Consider the following 20962-nt stretch of genomic DNA (forward strand, 5'->3'; position numbering starts at 1 on the left):
CCGTGGACTCCGTGGCCGGATTTAATTTTTCTTTCCGCGTACTTCCGCGGATTCCGCGGCAAAAATCACCTAGTGCAGCCCCAGGGCCTCCCGAAGCTCCGATACACTGGCCGCCACACGAACGGGATCGTACCTGCCCAGCTCTTCGCGCTTGTGGACGCCCCACTCCACCCCAATGGCCGGCATCTGGATGCGGCGGGCCATCTCAAGATCATACCGGGTGTCGCCGATCATCACTGCGTCGCGGGGCTCAATATCGAAATGTTCCAGTATTTCCACCAGCATTCTCGGGTCTGGCTTGGACCGGGTCTCATCGGCACAGCGGGTAATGTCGAAATGGGGCCCGAGCCCACTGGTGCCGAGGGCAGAATCCAGTCCCCGACGACTTTTTCCGGTGGCCACCGCGACACTGCGGCCCCCCAGCTTCAGATCGGCGACCACGTCGGCCATACCCTCAAAGACGTTCTGGGGGAGGGTTTTCTTTGCGAAGAAATAATTGGCGTAACCTTCCCGGATGGACATCATCTGATCCCGGCTGATTCCGGGATAAAGAGCTTCCAGGGCCTCGACCATGCCCAGCCCGATGATATCCCGGTAGGCTTCACGCTCACGGGCCGGAAAACCCAGCTCCGTAGCCGCCTGATGCAGGCTTTCGGCAATGTGCTCCACCGAATCCACCAGGGTTCCATCCCAGTCAAAAATCACCAATCTATAGGTCATAAAACACCTTGAATTAAGGATGTTCAGCGGGAAAGCGCGGCCAGCACCTGGTTAAACGCCGTGTCGTAGGGAGCCTCAAGACGCACCCACCGCTCCCCCTCGGGGTGGCGGAACTCCAGCGCCCGGGCGTGCAGCATCAGACGGCTGCCTCCCTGACTGCGAAACGCCCTCTGACTGGCCACATCCATATACTTGTCATCGCCGGCAATGGGGTGACCGGTAACAGCGCAGTGCACCCGGATCTGGTGGGTCCGCCCGGTAACCGGCGATGCCTCCACCAGGCTGTAACCCTGCCAGGTATCCAGCACGCGATAGCGGGTGAGTGATGGTTTCCCGTCAACATCCACCCTGACCCGTCGCTCGCCATTCGGCATCTCGTACCGCAACAGCGGAGCATTAACCTCTGATACGCTGACAGGCCAGTGTCCGCTCACCAGGGCGTGATAATGCTTGTAAACCCGTCGCTGACGGAGATCCTCCTGAAGAAACCGGAGGGCGGAACGCTTCTTGGCCACCATCACCAGACCGGAGGTATCACGGTCAAGCCGATGCACAAGCTCAAGAAACCGCGCCTCGGGCCTTGCCGCCCGCAGAACCTCGATCAGCCCGAAATCCAGGCCGCTGCCGCCGTGGACCGCAATACCGGCGGGCTTGTCCACCACCAGCATGTGATCATCCTCAAACACGACAGCGTGCTGCATGACCGCCTGAACCCGGTCACCGGGCACCGTAGGGGTGGACCTTTCCGGCTTGACCACGGGCGGAATCCGGACCAGATCTCCCGCCTGCACACGGGTATCGGGTCGCACCCTGCCCTTGTTGATCCTCACTTCGCCCTTGCGGACAATGCGGTAGATCTTGCTCTTGGGTACCCCGCGCAGGCGGGCCATGAGAAAATTGTCCAGCCGCTGCCCGGCCATGTCCGGCTCAACGGTCACCCACTGCACTGCGGCAGCACCTGGCGGAGCGTCGTTTCGGGCCGTGGCGGCATGGCTCGCTGGTCTACCCTTGCTTGCACTGGATTTACTGCGGGGGGGTGCGGCCATGACGGGTGCGGGATCCTGGGACTCGGGATTGATGGAGTGCGGTATTACTGCTATATTCCGGCATGCTTTGCCGTTTGTCTACGGCCCGGCCATCATGCCGACCGCCGGAGCGGTGGAAGTATACAGACACTGCCCGGGAGTTTGAATGCCGGATGCCTGATCATATCGGCATCACCTACGGCAACAGTCACGGCAGAAGCAGCGATGCAGCTATGAAAGAAACCGGGATGTCGGCCACGGCCCATGGGCCAGCAATGCCGCCATCCTCGACTCTTCCAGCCTATATGATCCGGCTGGAGTGAGGCACTTGCAACAACATGCCCGGAGTGTCCGCCGGTATTATGGCGAGATCACCTGCCTCCGATGACGCAAAAAAGGCGTCGGACGAAACAGACAGGTTCTGACCGGGCAAGACAGTAACGACGCAGGAAACCCCTGCGGGAAAAGCGAAGATTTACACCAGCACGCAGGGCCGGGCCGTCCAGCTAACCAATACGACGTGAGACCCAGGCACCAGTGTGAGCCAAAAGATGCGTAATATGCGTACACAGATTTTGCCCCCAACGCTGCACCCCCTGTCCGCAGGCGCGGAAAGCAATGGTGGCATCCCCGGCCCCGGAATGCCTTCAACCGCATTCGCCTGACCGGTCTGGCAGCAGGGGTCTGTAACCCCTGCCGCACGCAGTTCGTGCTTCGTGACCTCCCGCGGTTTCCTGTCTTAACCAATTGACAGGAATCGTCTTTTCCATGAAAAGAATGCTCATCAATGCAACTCACCCTGAAGAGTTGCGCGTTGCGCTGGTCGATGGCCAGCGGCTGTTCGACCTCGATATCGAATCCTCCACCCGGGAACAGAAAAAGGCCAATATCTACAAGGGCCGCATTACCCGCGTTGAACCCAGTCTCGAAGCCGCGTTCGTGGACTTTGGCGCGGAACGCCACGGCTTCCTTCCGTTAAAGGAAATTTCCAAGGAATACTTCAAGAAACAGCCCGGCCAGATCGAAGGCAAGATCAACATCAAGGACGCGCTCTCCGAAGGCCAGGAAGTGATCGTGCAGGTGGACAAGGAGGAGCGCGGCAACAAGGGCGCGGCTCTTACCACCTTCATCTCCCTTGCCGGGCGCTATCTCGTGTTGATGCCCAACAATGCCCGTGCCGGCGGTATTTCCCGGCGGATCGAGGGCGATGACCGGGCCCAGCTCAAGGAAGCCATGAACGACGTTCAGGTGCCCAAGTCCATGGGCATCATCGTTCGCACAGCCGGCATCGGACGCTCCTCCGAGGAACTTCAGTGGGACCTGGATTACCTGGTCCTGTTCTGGGAGGCCATCACCAAGGCCGCCGGCGAGCGTAAGGCCCCGTTCCTGATCCATCAGGAAAGCAACGTCATCATCCGGGCCGTTCGCGATTATCTCCGCCAGGACATTGGCGAGGTGCTGATCGACTCCGCCGCCGTTTATGAAGACGTGCTCGGTTTTGTCCGCGCGGTCATGCCCAGCTTTGAAAGCAAGATCAAGCTCTACGATGATGAAATTCCCCTGTTCAGCCGTTACCAGATCGAAGGCCAGATAGAGACCGCCTTCCAGCGGGAAGTAAAGCTCCCCTCCGGCGGCTCCATTGTCATCGACCCCACCGAGGCCCTGGTATCCATCGACATCAACTCCTCCCGGGCCACCAAGGGCCAGGACATCGAGGAGACCGCCCTGCAGACCAACCTGGAAGCCGCCGAGGAAATCGCCCGGCAGCTTCGCCTGCGGGACATGGGCGGCCTGATCGTCATCGACTTCATCGACATGACGCCTGCCCGTAACCAGCGGGAGGTGGAACAGAAAGTTCGCCAGGCCCTGGAAATTGACCGGGCCCGGGTCCAGGTGGGCAAGATCTCCCGCTTCGGGCTGCTGGAAATGTCCCGGCAGCGGCTGCGCCCGTCCCTCGGCGAGACCCGCAGTGAAGTATGCCCCCGCTGCAGCGGCCAGGGCACGATCCGGGGCATCGAGTCCCTCGCGCTGAGCATCATGCGCCTGATCTTCGAGGAAGCCTCCAAGGACAAGACAGGCGAGGTCCGGGCCGTGGTACCGGTGCCCGTCGCCACCTTCCTGCTCAATGAGAAACGCAAGCAGCTCGCCGATATCGAGGCCCGCCAGGAAGTCGAGATCGTGGTGGTACCGGCGCCGCACATGGAAACACCCCACTTCGAGATCATCCGTGTACGGGAAGATGAGGCTGGTGAAAAGGTCTCCAGTTACCAGGTAGCGGAGGAATATTCAGCTCGGGAGGAGGAAGAATCGGAAGCCCAGGTTTCCCGCGAGGTTCCTCCCCGCGAAGAGGCGGCCGTCAAGGCGATCCGGCCTGCGGCTCCTGCTCCGGCATCGACTCCGGCCCCCGCCCGGGAGGCCGCCAAGCCCGCCGAGGAGGTGGCCGAGGAAGGCGTGTTCCGCAAACTCTCACGCAAGATTGCCAGCCTGTTTGGAGCCGAAGGCACTGAAGAGGAACGCAGCCGGGAATCAGCCGGCGGCCGCCCCCAGCAGGCGCGCCAGGACCGTCAGGATCGCCGTAAGACCCGGGTAGCCCGGGAGGACCAGGCTGGCGGCGCCCGCCAGGAAGGCGAGCAGGAGCGTCGCGGCAATGGCCAGGGTCGTGACGAGGATGGCCGCAGTGGTGGCGGTCGTGCCCGTGGTGGCCGTGGCAGCCGGGGCCGCAATCGCGGTGGTCGCTCCGGGGATAACCGCCAGGACCAGGCCGGTGGCCGCGAAGGTCAGCAAAAGGAGGCCGGTCAAAAAGGAGGCGGCCCGAAAGACCAGAAGGACCAGAAAGACCAGAAGGAGTCCAGGGAGCCACGTCAGGATGATCGTCGCGGCGGCGGCCAGAAGAACGGCAAGGGCCCGGCTGACAGCCAGGAGAAGCCCAAGGGTAAGCCCTCTGAGACCAAGGCACCCGAGGACAAGCCGGCCGACAAGGACAAGGACAAGGACAAGGACAAGGACAAGAGCCAGGATAAGGGCGCCCCGAAGAGCGACAGGCCCCGCCGTAACCGGCGCCAGCGCAACCGCGACGGCTCACCGGCGGAGACCCCGGCTTCCACGCCAGCCAGTCGCAAGACGGAACGGACCGAGAAGCATCAGGGCGAGCCAGCGGACCGGGATACGGTGAAGTCCGGGGAAAAGCCTCAGCCTGATGAAGGCGGCCGCAAGGACACCGGTGACAGGGTTCGGGACCAGAAGTCCGGCGAAGCCGGTGCGCCCCGTGAGTCAGCCGGCACCAAGCCGACTGAGGAGAAAAAAGTCGCGGCTGAGTCCCGGGACGCACCTGTCCCCGGTAGCGACGAGCCAGTAAAGGCCGAGAGCCCCGGACCGGATGCCGGTGAAACGACTGAAGGCAAGCAGGCCCGGCGCGAACCCCGAGGCAGGGCACCGCAGGCGGCTCCCGACAAGCCGGAACAATCGGCTAAACCGGAGCAGACGGCGGAAAAAGCCAGCACCGACACGGCGGAGACGTCAAAAACCGGGGAAGTTCCCGGAAAGCCGGATCAGCCGGTCGCCGAGGTCCCCGTGAACGCCGAAGCAAGGTTGCCGGAAGAACCGGTTGATAAAGCAGCACCTGTCGAGAGCAAGCCAGAGAATATTCCGGCCAGGGCCGAGGAGTCGTCCGAGGCGCCCGTGCCCGCAACTGACTCTGGCAAAGCCGAGACTCCCGCGGAGGAGACGTCAGCACCCGTACCGGCAAAGAAGGAAGATGCCAGCGCCAGCGACGTGAAGGCTCCCGAATCCGGGACGCCCACGGAGTCGACGGCTGCCGATACGCCGTCGGTACCGAACGAGACCACGCCGGCCACGCCTCTTCCGGAAACCCCCACGGAAACGGCGCCCGAAGAAGTGCCGGATGTTCCCGTTACACCGGGACGTGCCTACAATGACCCACGGGAAGTCCGCAAGCGCCAGCGCGCCGCCGAGGCCGCACGCAAGGCGGAGCAAGGCACCAGCGACGACGGGGCCACAAAAGGGAAAAAAGAGAGCGACGGGGCGGACAGCTCTGAGCAGTAAGCGTTGAAACCTTCACGGATACCGCTCTAAGGTATCCGTGATAGTCCATTAGGGCCTCGCGCCAGGAGCAGTTGAATGCTGAAAAACGACGAAATCGAAGCGCTGGAAGACATCCTCTTCGCGGAGCCCTGGGGGGAGGAGTCTCTGGACTTCTTCGGGCTTCACGGTCTTGTCTGTGCCAGCGTCGTCGGTCCGCGGGAACTGACTTCCCTGGAGATGTTCCGGCTCGCCACCGGCCAGGACGAGCTCAGGGACGCCGATGTGCCGGCGGTTTTCGTTCGCCTTACCGGCCAACTGGCCCAGAGCCTGGCCCACTCACTCGACATGGGACAGCCCCTGGAACTGCCCGAACCGGAAGACGGCGATCCGATGAATGCATTGGAAAACTGGTGTGCCGGCTTCGTTGACTGCTTCCTTGAGCATGAGGATGAGTGGCTTGCCGCCGATGAGGCGGAAACCGCTGAATTGATGGTGCCCATGCTGACATTGTCAGGGCTGTTCGATGACGAGGACTTCCGCAAGGCCAGGGAAGACGACAAGCTGGCCCAGCAGATGGCCGATGCCATTCCGGACAATGTGACCGACCTTTACCTGTTGTTCCACGCGCCGGAATAGCGTCACTTGTGGAATATCAGTGAGCCGGCATTACCGGCTCACGAAATTTCTGCCACACCGGGGTCAGACCTTCCGGGAGTTCCGGAATCCGGCCCAGCTCACACCAGCCGGCTCCGGGGTAGTGAAAGTCACTGCCCCGGGATGCCAGCAGGCCTTGCCGTCGGCACAACTCCGTCAGAAAACCCAGGTCGCCACTGGACTGGCCGGAGGTAACCACCTCAATCCCCTCGCCGCCAGCCGCCATGAAATCCGACACCAGTTCCCGCAGCTTCGTAGCCGTCAGGCGGTATTTCCGGGGATGCGCAACCACGGCGATGCCGCCGCTGTCATTGACCCACCCGACCACTTCCTCGAGTTCCGGCCAGAAGGCCTTCACGTCACCGGGCTTTCCCGCGCCAAGGTATTTCTGAAAGGCCTGGGCAATGTCCCTGACCAGACCCTCGTCCGACAGAACCCTGGCGAAATGGGGGCGACCGGGTACGTCGCCGTTGGCTGACACTGTTGCCCGGGCCAGGATATCCTCCGGGCAGCCGTTCACGTGCTTGCGCAGTTTCTCCGCGATGACCGACGCCCTGCGCCAGCGGTTGGCCTCCTGCCCCGCCACCCGTTCGAGAAACACGGGATCGTTCAGGTCCATATCCAGTCCCACGATATGGATCGTGTTCTTGCGCCAGACGCAGGAGAGCTCAATACCGCTGATCAGGCTGATGCCGGCCAGCCGGGCGGCCTGCTGCGCCTCAGCGATACCCTCAAGGGTGTCATGATCGGTCAGGGCAAGGTGGGTTACGCCCTTGGCCGCCGCCCGCTCCACGAGTTCATCGGGGCGCAGGGCGCCGTCGGAAGCGGTGCTGTGGCAATGAAGGTCAATGCATTGGTGCCCTTGCTGCGGTATAGTCACGAATTACCCTGTTTTATGAATAGCACCAGCAGTTTATCACGACCCCGGGAGGTTCCTCATGTATTACGCCATTATGAGCGAAGACGTCACCAACAGCCTGCCCCTGCGCAAGGAGGCAAGACCGGACCACATCCAGCGCCTGGAGCAGCTCAAGAATGAAGGTCGGCTACTGGTCGCCGGTCCCCATCCCGCCCTCGATACACCGGAACCGGGTGACGCCGGCTTTACCGGCAGTCTCGTTATCGCCGAGTTCGACTCCCTGGAGGACGCCCGGCAGTGGGCCGATGCCGATCCTTATGTGGCGGCCGGTGTCTACCAACGGGTTACGGTCAAGCCCTTCAAGGCGGTTCTGCCCTGAGCAGAACCGCCGGTTTCCGACAAAATGAGCGCATTGTAATTACAGGCCACTTGATCAAATGCTCACATATGACAAAATTTCAGGCTGATCCTTCCCGTAAACCCGTTTCGCAACTCCCAGGAATCAACGCCGTGATGGCCAGTGCCGTAACCCTTAACGGATTCTACCGAATAACCCGCCACCTGCTTCTCCCGCTGCTCCTGCTGATGATGGCGGCAGGCGTTGCAGAGGCACGTACCGTTTATATCGACGATACCCTCTACGCACCGGTCCGCAGTGGACAGGGCACCCAGTTCCGCATACTCCATAACGGCCTGCGAAGCGGCACCCCGGTGGAGTTACTGGAGCGTTCCGAAGAATCCGGGTATAGCCGTATCCGTACACCCGCCGGGATAGAGGGCTGGATTCCTTCCCGGTATCTGACCAACCAGCCTATCGCCGCGGACCGGCTGGAAGCGGCAAAAAAGGAACTGGAAGAGACCCGCTCCCGTCTCGTGGAACTTCAGTCCCGGATGACAGAGGTCGCGGGTGAGCGCGACCAGCTGTCCAGCCGGGAGCAGCGCCTGGAGCAGAAGGTTGAGGAACTGAGCAGGGAACTGGAGCAGATCCGATCAGTGTCCGCCAATGCCCTGAACCTTGATCGCCGGAACCGTGAACTTCAAGAGAGCAATCAGAAGCTCAGGAACGAGGTTGAGGTTCTGACAGCGGAGGTGGAACGGCTGGAAGGAAAGAAGGAATCCGACTTCATGCTTCTGGGGGCAGGCCTGCTGATTCTCGGCATGTTCCTGGCCGTGATCCTTCCCTTGCTGAAACCCACGAAAAAGAACGATACCTGGGCCTGATACCTGTCAGGCCTTTTTCTCCGCAACCAGATCGGTCGTGTCACGAGGCGCCCGGCAAGCCACCAGATATGGGTAGGAGTTCACTTCCCTGATACCGAATTCATGGTCTTATACGCCCGTTATGACGTCAGGTTCTTTGACCCGATCACACATAACCGCTAAAAGGACTTAGAGAGGCTCGCTTATTACCCGAGTCTCGCAAACGACAATTGGAAGGGGTAGTCATGTCAATGACCATGAGGGATTACTCGGAAAAACGGGATTTTCACCGGATGCAGGTCAATTCTGAAATCCAGATTACCGACGGTGAAGGCCGGTCATTCAGCGGAGTGTGTCGTGACCTGAGCGGCACCGGAATGCAGCTCTACGTGGACCGCCACATTCCTGAGGGCACCGTCCTCCACACTCTGCTACCCTCGACCAGCGAGCAGTTCCCACCTTTCGAGACGGAAGTGCGGGTTCTGCGAGCGGAACCCGAAGGTGACGGCCACCTCCTTGGCGTTACCATCGAGAAGGTCAGGTACTGACGAAAAAGGCCCCGGAGAATATCCGGGGCCTTTTTGCTTCAGGGCTATCCAGCGGCGCCGTCTCAGCCCAGTTTTTCAGCTGATACGACGATGCCATTGTTATCGGCATAAACATAGTGCCCTGGCTGGAAGGTCACACCGCCAAAGGTGACCGGCACGTTCAGATCACCGATCCCCTTCTTCTCGGTCTTGCGGGGGTGGGTTGCCAGTGCCTGGACGCCCAGGTGGGTCTGGCGAATCACGTCCACATCCCGAATGCAGCCGTAGATGATCAGCCCCGCCCAGCCGTTTTCAGAGGCCTGTTCCGCCAGCATATCCCCCAGCAGCGCAGCGCGCCTGGAGCCACCGCCGTCCACCACCATCACACGGCCGTTTCCGGGCTGGGCCACCTGCTCCTTGACCACGGAGTTGTCCTCGAAGCACTTAACGGTGACGATCTCGCCACCGAAGGCGGTCAGGCCACCAAAATTCTGGAAGCCAGGCTCCACCACCTGCACCTCGGGATGATCGTCACAGATATCGGGAGTTACGATGTCCACGTTGTCAGTCTCCTTCTTTACCGGCGCAGCACCGGTTCAGTCAATGGATTCGTCGGCCAGGAAGAACCAGGTGTCGAGCACGGAGTCAGGGTTCAGGGATACGGTATCGATGCCCTCATCCATCAGCCACTTGGCCAGATCCGGGTGATCGGACGGACCCTGACCGCAGATGCCAATGTATTTGTCCGCCCTCTTGCAGGCCTGAATGGCATTGGACAGCAGGGCCTTTACCGCCTCATTGCGCTCGTCGAAGAGATGGGCAATGATGCCAGAGTCGCGATCCAGGCCCAGGGTGAGCTGAGTCAGGTCGTTGGAGCCGATGGAGAAGCCGTCAAAATGTTCCAGGAACTGGTCCGCCAGCAGAGCATTGGCCGGCAGTTCGCACATCATGATGAGCCGCAGTCCGTTATCGCCACGACGGAGGCCGTTCTCCGCCAGCAGATCCACTACCTGGCTGGCTTCGCCCACAGTCCGCACGAACGGCACCATGATCTCGACATTGGTGAAGCCCATTTCATCGCGTACCTTCTTCAGGGCACGGCATTCCAGCTCAAAGCAGTCGCGGAAGGTTTCGGAAATATACCGGGACGCGCCCCTGAAGCCGAGCATGGGGTTTTCCTCATCCGGCTCGTAAAGGGTGCCGCCAATCAGATTGGCGTACTCGTTGGACTTGAAGTCGGACAGGCGGACGATCACCTTCTTGGGATGGAAGGCGGCCGCCAGGGTGGAAATACCCTCCACCAGCTTGTCCACATAGAAGTCCACCGGGGAAGCGTAGCCGGAGAAGCGCTTTTCGACGGTCTGGCGAATGTCCCGGGGCAGACTGTCGTAGTTGAGCAGAGCCTTGGGATGAACGCCGATCATGCGATTGATGATGAACTCCAGCCGGGCCAGGCCCACCCCTTCATTGGGCAACGCCTGGAAGTCGAAGGCCCGGTCGGGATTGCCCACGTTCATCATGATCTTGAACGGAATGTCGGGCATGGACTCCACGGTGTTTTCCCGCAATTCGAAGTCCAGGCTGCCCTCGTATATCAGACCGGTGTCCCCCTCAGCACAGGAGACGGTTACCGCCTGGCCGTCCTTGAGGATTTCGGTGGCATCACCGCACCCAACGACGGCGGGAATACCCAGTTCACGGGCGATAATGGCGGCGTGGCAGGTTCGCCCGCCACGATCGGTGACGATGGCGGCCGCCCGCTTCATCACCGGCTCCCAGTCCGGGTCGGTCATATCGGTGACCAGAACATCGCCCGCCTGGACCTTGTCCATGTCCTTGATGCTGTCCACCACCCGCACAGCGCCACTACCGATCTTGTGACCAATGCTACGCCCTTCGACGATAACGGTGCCCTGTTCCTTGAGCAGGTAGCGCTCCATCACATTGGCGGAGGCCCGGCTCTTGACGGTTTCCGGCCGGGCCTGAACGATGTAGATGCGGCCATCGTCACCGTCCTTCGCCCATTCAATATCCATCGGCCGCTGGTAGTGCTGCTCGATGATCATGGCCTGCTTGGCCAGCTCGGTCACTTCGGCGTCGGAGATACAGAAACGGTTGCGGTCATCCTGATCCACCTTGACGGTGCTGACGAAATGCTCCGAGTCCTTCTCCGGTGAATAGACCATCTTGATGGCCTTGCTGCCCAGATTGCGGCGCAGCACCGCCGGGCGACCCTCTTCCAGGGTCGGCTTGTGAACGTAGAACTCATCGGGGTTGACCGCCCCCTGGACCACCGTTTCACCAAGGCCATAGGAGGCGGTCACGAAGACCACATCACGGAAGCCGGATTCCGTATCCAGGGTAAACATGACGCCGCTGGCAGCCGTCTCGCTGCGAACCATCTTCTGGATCCCGGCGGACAGGGCCACCAGCTTGTGATCAAAGCCGTGGTGGACGCGATAGGAAATGGCGCGATCATTGAAAAGTGAGGCAAACACTTCCTTGACCGACGTCTTTACCTGTTCGAAGCCCACCACATTGAGGAAGGTTTCCTGCTGGCCCGCAAAGGACGCGTCAGGGAGATCCTCTGCCGTGGCCGAGGAGCGAACCGCAACCGCCAGGTTCCGGTTGCCGTCCTGAAGATTGATGAAGGCCTGCTCCAGGTGCTTTTCCAGTTCCGCGGGGAACGGCTGCTCCAGAACCCACTGACGGATCTCGGCACCCACCCGGGCCAGCTCGTTGACATCGTTGATATCCAGGGCATCAAGCGCTTCGTCGATGCGGTCCCGCAGCCCGTCCTTGGCCAGGAACTCCCGGTAGGCATGGGCCGTGGTCGCAAAACCACCTGGTACGGACACGCCGGCATTGGCCAGATTGCTGATCATCTCACCGAGTGAGGCATTCTTGCCCCCCACCCGTTCAACATCTGACATCCCCAGGTTCTCAAACCAGATAATGTAGTTTTCCAAAGCGCGTCTCCCTTGGTTCAGTCGAGCAAACAGCAAAGAATAGAGGAGCGCTCAAACCCTGTAAATGGGAACCCGTACGAACGGAAAAGGCTGCACGGAATGGCCCAGGGAATGATAAGGTTGCCCCTGACTCTCGAATTTGGCGTGTATCATACTGTAACCTGTGAGAATTACCTAGGGAACCTCTGCTCATGAAACGCACTGTCTTCTTCATTTCCGATGGCACGGGCCTCACCGCAGAGGCCCTCGGCAACAGCCTGCTGGCTCAGTTCGAGAAAGTGGAATTCGAGCGCGTGACCGTGCCCTACATTGACGATGTGGAGAAAGCCGAAGAGCTGGTTCAGAGGATCAATACCGCAGCCCGGGACAATGGTGGGCGGCCACTGGTCTTCGACACCATCGTGAAAGCGGATATCCGCAAGGTCATCAGCAAGGCGGATGGCTTCATGGTGGACATTTTCGGTACCTTCCTGGATCCACTGGAGCAGGAGCTGCAGGCCTCATCCTCATACACCGTGGGTCGCTCCCACTCGATCAGCAACGAGAGCAACTACGAGAAGCGGATCCATGCGGTCAACTTCGCTCTCGACAACGACGACGGTGCCCGCACACGGCATTACGACGAGGCGGACCTGATCCTGGTGGGAGCCTCGCGCAGCGGCAAGACGCCGACCTGCCTCTACCTTGCGCTGCAGTATGGTGTGAAAGCTGCCAACTACCCCATTACCGACGACGACCTGGACGATCAGCAGCTGCCGGAAGTCCTGCGCCCTCACCGGGACAAGATCTTCGGACTGACCATCGAACCGGAGCGTCTGGCGGTGATTCGCAACGAGCGGCGGCCGAACTCCCGCTACGCCTCCATGAAGCAGTGCATGCACGAAGTGGAGGAAATCGAGACCATGTACCGGCGCGAGCGCATTCCCTTCATGAACACCACGGCCTATTCGGTGGAGGAAATCTCCACCCGGATCATGGTTACCACCGGCCTCAAGCGACTGCGCTGACGTTTCCTTGAGGCCGGCGGCAGCCGGCTTACAGCTCCCGTATCTCCAGCCCCAGCTGTTCGGCATCCGCGCGGTTCTCGTGGCTGGTGACAACCGCCGTGCTGGCCCGCTCCGGCCGCAGCCAGTTATCGGCAACCCGCTTCAGATCCTCCACCGTGACCCCCAGTACCCGCTCGCGGAAGCGGGCCTGCTGCTCCGGTGTCCTCCCGAACAGGCGGCTATGGAACGCGTGCCGTGCCTCGCCGGCCGGGGAGCGCGGCTTGTCAAGCTGGCTGATCACGCCAAGTACCGCTTCTTCCAGCTCCTGCTGGCCATGGTCGTTATCCTTCAGCCAGGCCAGGGACGCATCAAAGTCTTTCAGGGTCTCGGCAAGGCGCGGGTCCCGGTAGGAGAAGAAGCGGAAGCTGCCGTTGACGCTGTCCTGGCTGGCGCCACCGCCGTAGGCACCGCCCTTCTCCCGGATCGCACGGTGGAGGAAACCGTTTCTCAGGAAACCACCCAGCACGGTCAGCGCCGCGGCATCCGGATGGTCCGGCGCCACCGTCGGATAGGCCCGGGCACAGAAGTTCACCTGGGTGGATGTGAGCCAGGCCTCCCGGGTGTCATAGCTTACAGGCTCAACCCGCCACTGATCTCCGGCCGCGCCGGGGGCATCAGACCACAGGGACTGAACGCTCTGGGCCATGGCCTCGAGGTGCTCCTCCTCGGCCACCAGCAGGAACTGCCGTTTCTGATCACGGAACCGCCGGTGGAGGCTCGCCAGGTTCTCACACAGCCTGTCCAGGCTGGCGGGATCCTCAAGGGAGTCGTCCAGGGCCTTGGTGCCCCTGATGCCGGCAAGGCCGGCAAGCCGGAACGACAGCCATCCTCCCGGGCTGTGGCCCTGGGACGCGGCGCCCATGGCCAGGCCATGGCCACTGCCGGTCACGGACTGCTCCCGGCGGGACCGGACCTGGGCCACCAGCTCGCGGATACGGCTGGTTTCATCAAAACGCGCATGATCGAACACATCCCTCAACAGCTGGGACAGGGCAGCCCGGTTACGGGCGAGCGCCTTGCCGCTGAGGATCAGGTAGCCGTCCAGGCTCTGGACATCGTCCACGGCACCACGTGCGGAAATGCTGGCTCCGATTCCGCCACTGCAGGCGGAGATGCGATCCTGCATTTGCAGGTAGTCCAGTTCACCACATCCCACCTCGGTCAGAAGCGTGGTGTAGAGGGGTAGCAGCAGCAGCTCATCTTCCGTCATGGAGGGCAGGCTCAACACGGTCTGCTCGTATACCAGGCCGTTGGTACCCTGGTTGTAGAGTGTCGCCGGGAATGAATCCAGCGTCCGACCCTCCGGAACATGAATCTTCAGGGGAACGTCGCTCAGGTCCACCTTCGGCAGAATGGAGTCGTCGTCCTTCTGCAATTGCCGTGCTTCCAGTGCCTGGGCCCGCTTGACGATCTGCTGGGCTTCCCCATCGGAGAGCTCGGCCTTGCGGCGGGCGAGGGCTTCACGGATGGCCTCCTGGCGACGGTTTTCCAGCTGGTCATCCGGACGCAGGGTGAGAGTCACCCGGTGGGGGTTCTCGATGAGCAGCCTGCGAATCAGGCCAGGGACATAGTCGGGGTCCCGGATTTTCTCCCTCATGATTTCCAGTACCGGCTCCAGGTCCAGCAACTCCACCGGATCACCGCCGTGGACCATGGGCGAAATGGCGGTCATGATCAACTGCAGACCATAGGGGAAGCTGTCACCGGCAATCTCCCGCTGATGCAACTCCAGCTGGTGGAGAATCGCCTCCAGCCGGTCCTGGGGAATGCCCTCCTCCACCACCTGCTGAAGAACACCCTCGATCAGCGCTTCCAGGTCGCCGCGACGTTCCGGCTCCGTGCCCTCAACCCCGCAGACAAAGGTCATTTCCCGGTTGGAGTCCTCCAGCCCGCACATGGGGGACGGCGCGGATGCAATGTCAGTGGTTTCCAGTGCCCGCATGAGCGGCGAGGCGCTATTTTCAAGGAGGACGCTGGCCACCAGCTGACCCTCCAGGTTCTGCTGCAGGTCAAAGCTGTGACCGAGCAGCCACCCCATGACAATGTGAGTCTTCTTCTCCGTGGGCTCGCCGGCACTGACGGCGTAACCCTGTTCAACCCGTACCGGGGAGAACAGCCGCTTTTCATCCTTCACCGGCAGGTCCACTTCCAGGGCGTCGAAGCGGGACAGGGCCAGCTCATCGAAACGCTGATGATGTTCCCGGGCGGGAATATCGCCGTAGGTGCAGAAGATCGCGTTGCTGGGATGGTAGTGATGGCGATAGAACGACACCAGATCGTCATAACCCAGGTCAACGATGTGATCCGGCTCACCGCCGCTGTTGTAATGGTAAGTGGTGGTCGGGAACAGATGGCTGGAGAGGTTCTGCCAGAGCTGGGACGTGGCGGCGCTCATGGCCCCTTTCATCTCGTTGTAGACCACACCCCGATAGACCAGGGGGGTGGCGGGATCGTCGGGGGTCTCGAATTCCAGTCGATGACCTTCCTGGGCAAAATCCAGCGGATCCAGTTTCGAGAAGAAGACCGAATCCAGATACACACTCAACAGGTTGTCGAAATCCTTACGGTTTTTGCTGGCGAACGGGTAGGCCGTCCAGTCACTGCTGGTGAAGGCATTCATGAAGGTATTGAGCGAGCGGCGGATCATCATGAAGAACGGGTCCCGGACGGGATACCGCTCGCTGCCACACAGGGCGGTATGCTCCAGGATATGGGCGACGCCGGTTGAATCCATGGGAAAGGTGCGCAGGGCAACGAAAAACACGTTCTCGTCGTTGTCCGCCGCCATATGCAGATGACGGGCACCGGTCTTTCGATGGACGTACTCCTCCATAGTGAGGTTCAGGGCGGCAATGGGATGACTCCTCACCTTCTCGAATGCCGGATGTACGTTCAACGCATTTTTTTCAGTCATTCACTCGTCCTGTCTGGCAAAATAGTTTTATGGAGCCTATCACGGTATGCTCGGGAAACCGGCAGCCCGGCGGCTGACAATAGCGTTACCGCCGTGTCACCGGTTGTGACGGAAAGCGACTATCGGCCGTGTGTATTCCTCTATGATGGAGGCGGGCCGGCCAATTGAAAAGCCCTGTCCGGCGAAGTCGCAGATTGAGGAACCCCGAGACCATGTTGGAAACTTCCAGCCAGCAGACGAAGACAACCCCGGGTGCCGCGGACTCCGCGGCCCGAAGCGGCGAAACATTCACCGGACCGCCACACCATTCCGGACCGCGGCCATCGCCCGCAGGCGCTCCCCTCGATAATGGCGGGGATGCATCCGAAAGCACCGTGACCACCGGGCAACGGGTGCCGGATGCCACCGATTACCACAATGAACGTCGGCGCTACCTGGCCCGGGTGCGCCACAACCCAGGCCTGCGGCAGCGCTACCTGCGCAGTCTGCTGGCCTATCTGTTGCTCCGGGGCGCCTGGTCATTCGGATTTTTTCCTGTGGTCCTGGCTTTCTGGATCCCCTTTGTCCTGGCCGAATTCAATCCGGTGGTGACGGTCCAGTCCCTACTGCCCCATCTGCAGGCATTCGTGGCCTCCAATCCGGAAGTCCAGGCCCGGACGCTGAACACTCTTCTTGCGGGCTGGCTGTCCATCGGCCTGTTCTTCTTTCTTTTTGATGTGGTCATCAACCCGTTCCGGTCCCCCTTCCAGAAGGAGGCGGACATCCACATGCGGGCCTGGTCCCAGAGCCAGGGCCTGATACCGCCAGACGAGATGTGAGCCAGATTACATTCCGAAACATTGCACTACCCTTATGTAACATTCTGTATCCTCCCCGGGGTAACATGGACAAACGGTTAAGGTAACCTGCCCCGGAGACTTCTTTCCATGGACATCAAAAGCGCACTGCTGGTGGACGACTCGAAGGTTGCCCGCTTCACCCTCGGCAAACTGCTGAAAAGCAGCAACATGACGGTGAATACCGCAGGTTCCGCCGAGGAGGCACTGGACATCCTCAGCAACAGCCAGCGGCCGGATGTCATCTTTCTTGACCACCTGATGCCCGGCATGAACGGCGTAGAGGCTGCCAAGGCCATCCGCAACAATCCTGCCACGGCCCACATTCCCATCGTCATGTGCACGTCCGGCAAATCCGACGAATTCGAGCGGGAGGCCCGGGAGATGGGAGTGGACGAAATACTCCACAAGCCGCCCGCCCGGGATGGTATCGCACGAGTGCTTGCCAGGCTGCGCGCCATGCCGAAGGCCACACCGGTCACGGTGCGCGAAGAAAGTCAGGTGCCTCCGGCCAATGACCCGGATATCCCCCTGCTCAAGGCGGACCAGGTTGCCATGGCAGCCAGAGCGGAAGTGAAGTCACAGATCAGTGAGCAGCTTCACGAACGCCTTACCGCCCTGTTCGATGACCAGGTTGGCTACCTGCGGAACGGCATGGAGGAGCACAACGAGGCTCATACCAACCTCATCAACGAGAAACTGGCGGCCCTGGAAGCCATCCTGGATGATCAGCAGAAGGCCGTGGCCCGGACCGTGGTTGCCGAGGTAACGGCCCTGCTGGAAAAGGGTCTCCCGGGGTTTCAGCGCGAACTGCTCAATGCCTCGGAGAAACTGATCGAGGAACATACCACCCACCTCAGGCAGGAGCTCGACCGACAGCGGGACCAGGACCACGAGTTCTGGAAGAGCCTGCAGGCCGATACCCTGCAGCAGGCTGCCGAATCATCCCGCCAGCAGGCGGAGCAGGTCGCCCGGCATCTCGACGAACTGGCCGCCGGCCGACGCCGCAAGAATGCCCGCAACGCCTACCTGGCCGGCCTGGCAATCAGCCTGGCAGTAGTCGCCGCCAGTGCCGCCTGGATCACCGGCCTGTTCAGCGGCTAACGGTCTTCCCGACGCTCTCGTACTTGCGGTAAGCGCGGATTCACGCTGGCCCCGGCAAATTTGATAGAATGCGACCTGTTCTCAAGCCATGGTCGCAGTCTGCCTGCCGGATACTCACATGAATCACCTGTTTATCGACAATCTGACCGTTATCGATTTTGCCTATCTAGACCCCAGCCGAGGTCTGGTCGGCGAAAGCTGGATCGCCGACATTGTGCTTGGCGGCGAGCTGGATGAGCAGGGCATGGTGTTTGACTTCGGCAATGTCAAACGCACCATCAAGCGGGTTATCGATGAGCGCGTGGACCACCGGCTTGTGGTTCCGGCCGAGGCCAGCTGCCTGCAACGGGGTGACACTCCCGGATCCCTGACCTGGCGGCTTGCGGATGGCAGCCATATCCGCCATGAGGGGCCGGAGCAGTCGGTGGTGTTCCTCGACCACCACCAGGTGGTGCCCTCGGCCGTGGCCCGGCTGCTGGAGCAGGAACTGAAAGCGGTTCTGCCCACCAATGTCACCGCTGTCGAGGTCACCCTGCGGGAGGAACTTATCGAGGGGGCCTACTACCACTATGTGCATGGGCTCAAGAAACACCTGGGCAACTGTCAGCGCATTGCCCATGGCCACCGGTCACCGATTTGCATCGACCTCAACGGCCGCCGGAGCCCGGAGCTGGAAAAGCAGTGGGCGCGGCAGTGGCAGGACATTTACATCGGTACCCGGGAAGATCTGGGCCAGAGCTGGTCGGATGCCGATGGCACCGAGTATGTGAGCTTCCACTACGACGCCGAACAGGGCGAATTCCGCCTCACCCTGCCCCGCCAGCGGGTGTGGTTGCTGGATACCGATACCACCGTCGAATTGATTGCCGCCTACCTGGCTGACGAGATCAAGAAGGCGCACCCGGCTGATGAGGTTCGGGTCAAGGCGTTTGAGGGAGTTGGCAAGGGTGCCATTGCTGTTCGCTAAGCCCGGCGTGAACCTCTTTTTTCTCTGGACTGCAATCTCGGGGCAGGAGGCCAGTCGGTAGGTTTTTTGGAAACACGCCCCGGCTCATCCACCGAAACCCACCGGCTTGGCTGAGGAGGCTAAGTTTTCAGACACAAAAAAACCGCCCGAAGGCGGTTTTTTTGATGGCCTGCCGGTGGACTAAACCGTCAGGCCGTATTGGCGTCCCCTGGGGGGTTCGAACCCCCGTTGCCGCCGTGAAAGGGCGGAGTCCTAGGCCACTAGACGAAGGGGACTAGAAATTGGTGGAGCCAGGCGGGATCGAACCGCCGACCTCAACACTGCCAGTGTTGCGCTCTCCCAGCTGAGCTATGGCCCCTCAACGGCTGCGTATATTAAGGATCCGCCCCTGGGGCGTCAACACTTCAAACCACTTTTTTTCAGTTTTCCGAACATCCCTGTCCAAAGCGCTCAAATCTCCACCAGATCGGTTATTCAGCAACCAGAGCGGCGTATTCCTTCTCCACCCGCTTGCCTTCCTTCTTGGAAAAACCACCGAGAAGGTTCAGGGCGTGACGAAGGCGGGCGCGAGTCATGTCTGGCCCCAGCAGAGCCATGGAGTCCATCACCGACCAGGAATTGGGCGTACCGGCGATGGCAACGAAGACAGGAAACATGAAATCCCCCATCTTCTGGTCCATGGCCTTTGCCAATCCCTTGATGTCCGCGAAGATATTCTCCTTCGCCCAGTGGCGCTGGGCCTCCAGCTTCCACAGGGTGAACTGGAGTACCCGCCGCACCTGGCTCTCATCCAGTTTGTTGTGGGCAAAGTCCTCGGGTTTGAGGTCCAGCATGCCGGAGAACATGAAGGAGGCCATGGGGGCGACGTCGGAAAAGACTTCTGCACGACCCTTCACATGAGGTACCAGATCCTGCAGGGCATCCTCGTTGAACCACCAGTTGCGCAGACGCTCAACGAATGCTTCTTCGGAAAGGTCTTCCCGCAGCCAGAGGCCGTTAAGCCACCGCAGTTTTTCCACGTCGAACACCGGACCACCAAGAGACACCCGGTTGATGTCGAAGTGCTCGATCATCTCGGCCAGGGTGAACTTTTCCCGCTCGTCCGGCATGGACCAGCCCATCCGTCCAAGGTAGTTGGTCACCGCTTCCGGCAGAAAGCCCATGCGCTCATAGAAATTGATGCTGGTCGGGTTCTTGCGCTTGGACAACTTGCTCTTGTCAGGATTGCGCAGTAGCGGCAGGTGGCACAGCACCGGCATCTGCCAGTCGAAGTACTGGTAAAGCAACTGGTGCTTTGGCGCGGAGTTGATCCACTCCTCGCCCCTGAGCACATGGGTGATGCCCATCAGGTGATCGTCCACCACATTGGCCAGGTGATAGGTGGGCATGCCATCGGACTTGAGCAGGATCTGACAGTCCACCTGGGACCAGTCAATCTCGATCACCCCCCGGAGCATGTCGTCGATCCTGCAGATGCCCTCGTCCGGCACTTTCATGCGAATCACGTAGGGCTCGCCGCTGTCGAGGCGCCGCCGGACCTCGTCGGCGGGCAACTCCAGATCGCCCTTGATGCCCGGATTCAGGCCCTGGGCCTTGCGCTGCTCGCGGATGGCCTCAAGCTCATCCGGCGTCCGGAAGCAGTAGAAGGCGTGGCCCTTCTCTACCAGGTCCATGGCGTACTGGCGATAGGACTCCTTGCGCTCGGACTGACGGTAGGGGCCATGGGGGCCGCCCACGTCCGGACCCTCGTCCCACTCCAGGCCCAGCCATCGCAGTGCCCGGAAAATATCCTGCTCCGATTCCGGTGTACTGCGGGCCTGGTCCGTATCCTCGATCCGGAGAATGAACTCACCGCCGTGCTGGCGGGCGAAACAGAGGTTGAAGAGGGCGACAAATGCCGTGCCCACGTGGGGATCCCCGGTGGGCGAAGGCGCAATTCGGGTGCGTACAGTCATTGACGATTCCTGCCTGGCGCAGTGGATGAATGGAGAGCCGCCATTATACCGACCCGGGCCCGAAATCCCATGAGCCGGACACCTCCGTCCGGGCCGCACTTCCATGCAGATGCCAAATGCAATATTATAACGTTACTTTAACAGT

General features: G+C 61.0%; 16 protein-coding genes and 2 tRNA genes. 9 read left to right on the plus strand and 9 right to left on the minus strand.

Annotation, left to right across the window (positions count from 1 at the left end):
* Nucleotides 1-69 precede the first annotated feature (69 nt).
* Both BM346_RS04255 and rluC read right to left on the minus strand, forming a co-directional pair.
* Nucleotides 70-720, minus strand: a complete 651-nt coding sequence (locus BM346_RS04255; RefSeq protein WP_092009174.1) for an HAD family hydrolase — start codon at nt 718-720, stop codon at nt 70-72.
* A gap of 23 nt (nt 721-743) precedes the next feature.
* Entirely contained in the window at nt 744-1640 is an 897-nt protein-coding gene (gene rluC, locus BM346_RS04260) for a 23S rRNA pseudouridine(955/2504/2580) synthase RluC (protein WP_406812898.1), read from the minus strand.
* A gap of 873 nt (nt 1641-2513) precedes the next feature.
* Here rluC and rne point away from each other — a divergent pair.
* Both rne and BM346_RS04270 read left to right on the plus strand, forming a co-directional pair.
* Nucleotides 2514-5807: a ribonuclease E gene (gene rne, locus BM346_RS04265; protein WP_092009178.1), complete on the plus strand. Its 3294-nt coding sequence runs from the start codon at nt 2514-2516 to the stop codon at nt 5805-5807.
* 75 nt (nt 5808-5882) lie between these two features.
* Nucleotides 5883-6422 (plus strand): YecA/YgfB family protein, encoded by a 540-nt coding sequence (locus BM346_RS04270; RefSeq protein WP_092009180.1) that lies wholly within the window; start codon nt 5883-5885, stop codon nt 6420-6422.
* 16 nt (nt 6423-6438) lie between these two features.
* Here BM346_RS04270 and BM346_RS04275 read toward each other — a convergent pair whose 3' ends face one another.
* Nucleotides 6439-7320 (minus strand): PHP domain-containing protein, encoded by an 882-nt coding sequence (locus BM346_RS04275; RefSeq protein WP_092009182.1) that lies wholly within the window; start codon nt 7318-7320, stop codon nt 6439-6441.
* Between the two features lie 58 nt (nt 7321-7378).
* Here BM346_RS04275 and BM346_RS04280 point away from each other — a divergent pair, with 58 nt between their 5' ends.
* From BM346_RS04280 to BM346_RS04290, 3 genes are all read left to right on the plus strand, one after another.
* Entirely contained in the window at nt 7379-7678 is a 300-nt protein-coding gene (locus tag BM346_RS04280) for a YciI family protein (RefSeq protein ID WP_092009184.1), read from the plus strand.
* 134 nt (nt 7679-7812) lie between these two features.
* Nucleotides 7813-8520 carry a TIGR04211 family SH3 domain-containing protein gene (locus BM346_RS04285; protein ID WP_092009186.1) on the plus strand — a complete coding sequence of 236 codons (708 nt, stop codon included), beginning with the start codon at nt 7813-7815 and terminating at the stop codon, nt 8518-8520.
* A gap of 224 nt (nt 8521-8744) precedes the next feature.
* Entirely contained in the window at nt 8745-9047 is a 303-nt protein-coding gene (locus BM346_RS04290) for a PilZ domain-containing protein (RefSeq protein ID WP_227662902.1), read from the plus strand.
* A 62-nt stretch (nt 9048-9109) separates the two neighbouring features.
* On the opposite strand, the gene rraA is transcribed toward BM346_RS04290, so the two are convergent.
* Both rraA and ppsA read right to left on the minus strand, forming a co-directional pair.
* Nucleotides 9110-9586 carry a ribonuclease E activity regulator RraA gene (gene rraA / locus BM346_RS04295; protein ID WP_092009188.1) on the minus strand — a complete coding sequence of 159 codons (477 nt, stop codon included), beginning with the start codon at nt 9584-9586 and terminating at the stop codon, nt 9110-9112.
* 36 nt (nt 9587-9622) lie between these two features.
* Entirely contained in the window at nt 9623-11995 is a 2373-nt protein-coding gene (gene ppsA, locus BM346_RS04300) for a phosphoenolpyruvate synthase (protein WP_092009190.1), read from the minus strand.
* Between the two features lie 191 nt (nt 11996-12186).
* Here ppsA and ppsR point away from each other — a divergent pair, with 191 nt between their 5' ends.
* Nucleotides 12187-13002 (plus strand): posphoenolpyruvate synthetase regulatory kinase/phosphorylase PpsR, encoded by an 816-nt coding sequence (gene ppsR, locus BM346_RS04305; RefSeq protein ID WP_092009192.1) that lies wholly within the window; start codon nt 12187-12189, stop codon nt 13000-13002.
* A gap of 28 nt (nt 13003-13030) precedes the next feature.
* On the opposite strand, the gene BM346_RS04310 is transcribed toward ppsR, so the two are convergent.
* Nucleotides 13031-15955 (minus strand): insulinase family protein, encoded by a 2925-nt coding sequence (locus tag BM346_RS04310; protein ID WP_092009194.1) that lies wholly within the window; start codon nt 15953-15955, stop codon nt 13031-13033.
* Between the two features lie 212 nt (nt 15956-16167).
* On the opposite strand from BM346_RS04310, the gene BM346_RS04315 reads away from it, so the two are divergent.
* The 3 genes from BM346_RS04315 (at nt 16168) to BM346_RS04325 (ending at nt 18862) form a co-directional block, all read left to right on the plus strand.
* Nucleotides 16168-16773, plus strand: a complete 606-nt coding sequence (locus BM346_RS04315) for a hypothetical protein (protein WP_227662901.1) — start codon at nt 16168-16170, stop codon at nt 16771-16773.
* A 108-nt stretch (nt 16774-16881) separates the two neighbouring features.
* Nucleotides 16882-17895 carry a response regulator gene (locus tag BM346_RS04320; protein ID WP_092009195.1) on the plus strand — a complete coding sequence of 338 codons (1014 nt, stop codon included), beginning with the start codon at nt 16882-16884 and terminating at the stop codon, nt 17893-17895.
* Between the two features lie 118 nt (nt 17896-18013).
* Nucleotides 18014-18862, plus strand: a complete 849-nt coding sequence (locus BM346_RS04325) for a 6-pyruvoyl trahydropterin synthase family protein (protein ID WP_092009197.1) — start codon at nt 18014-18016, stop codon at nt 18860-18862.
* A gap of 199 nt (nt 18863-19061) precedes the next feature.
* Here BM346_RS04325 and BM346_RS04330 read toward each other — a convergent pair.
* The 3 genes from BM346_RS04330 to gltX all read right to left on the minus strand — a co-directional run bounded on the left by BM346_RS04330 (nt 19062) and on the right by gltX (nt 20817).
* Nucleotides 19062-19137: transfer RNA gene (locus tag BM346_RS04330), tRNA-Glu, on the minus strand.
* A gap of 7 nt (nt 19138-19144) precedes the next feature.
* Nucleotides 19145-19220: transfer RNA gene (locus BM346_RS04335), tRNA-Ala, on the minus strand.
* 112 nt (nt 19221-19332) lie between these two features.
* Nucleotides 19333-20817, minus strand: a complete 1485-nt coding sequence (gene gltX / locus BM346_RS04340) for a glutamate--tRNA ligase (RefSeq protein ID WP_092009199.1) — start codon at nt 20815-20817, stop codon at nt 19333-19335.
* Nucleotides 20818-20962: the final 145 nt, after the last annotated feature.

Origin of the sequence: Marinobacter daqiaonensis, from assembly GCF_900115285.1 — a bacterium.
GTDB lineage: Bacteria > Pseudomonadota > Gammaproteobacteria > Pseudomonadales > Oleiphilaceae > Marinobacter > Marinobacter daqiaonensis.

Excerpts from the sequence above, each read along its gene's own strand:
- BM346_RS04255 (WP_092009174.1), bottom strand. The coding sequence starts at position 720 with ATGACCTATAGATTGGTGATTTTTGACTGGGATGGAACCCTGGTGGAT.
- rluC (WP_406812898.1), bottom strand. The coding sequence starts at position 1,640 with ATGGCCGGGCAGCGGCTGGACAATTTTCTCATGGCCCGCCTGCGCGGG.
- rne (WP_092009178.1), top strand. The coding sequence starts at position 2,514 with ATGAAAAGAATGCTCATCAATGCAACTCACCCTGAAGAGTTGCGCGTT.
- BM346_RS04270 (WP_092009180.1), top strand. The coding sequence starts at position 5,883 with ATGCTGAAAAACGACGAAATCGAAGCGCTGGAAGACATCCTCTTCGCG.
- BM346_RS04280 (WP_092009184.1), top strand. The coding sequence starts at position 7,379 with ATGTATTACGCCATTATGAGCGAAGACGTCACCAACAGCCTGCCCCTG.
- BM346_RS04285 (WP_092009186.1), top strand. The coding sequence starts at position 7,813 with ATGGCCAGTGCCGTAACCCTTAACGGATTCTACCGAATAACCCGCCAC.
- BM346_RS04290 (WP_227662902.1), top strand. The coding sequence starts at position 8,745 with ATGTCAATGACCATGAGGGATTACTCGGAAAAACGGGATTTTCACCGG.
- ppsR (WP_092009192.1), top strand. The coding sequence starts at position 12,187 with ATGAAACGCACTGTCTTCTTCATTTCCGATGGCACGGGCCTCACCGCA.
- BM346_RS04310 (WP_092009194.1), bottom strand. The coding sequence starts at position 15,955 with ATGACTGAAAAAAATGCGTTGAACGTACATCCGGCATTCGAGAAGGTG.
- BM346_RS04315 (WP_227662901.1), top strand. The coding sequence starts at position 16,168 with ATGTTGGAAACTTCCAGCCAGCAGACGAAGACAACCCCGGGTGCCGCG.
- BM346_RS04320 (WP_092009195.1), top strand. The coding sequence starts at position 16,882 with ATGGACATCAAAAGCGCACTGCTGGTGGACGACTCGAAGGTTGCCCGC.
- BM346_RS04325 (WP_092009197.1), top strand. The coding sequence starts at position 18,014 with ATGAATCACCTGTTTATCGACAATCTGACCGTTATCGATTTTGCCTAT.
- gltX (WP_092009199.1), bottom strand. The coding sequence starts at position 20,817 with ATGACTGTACGCACCCGAATTGCGCCTTCGCCCACCGGGGATCCCCAC.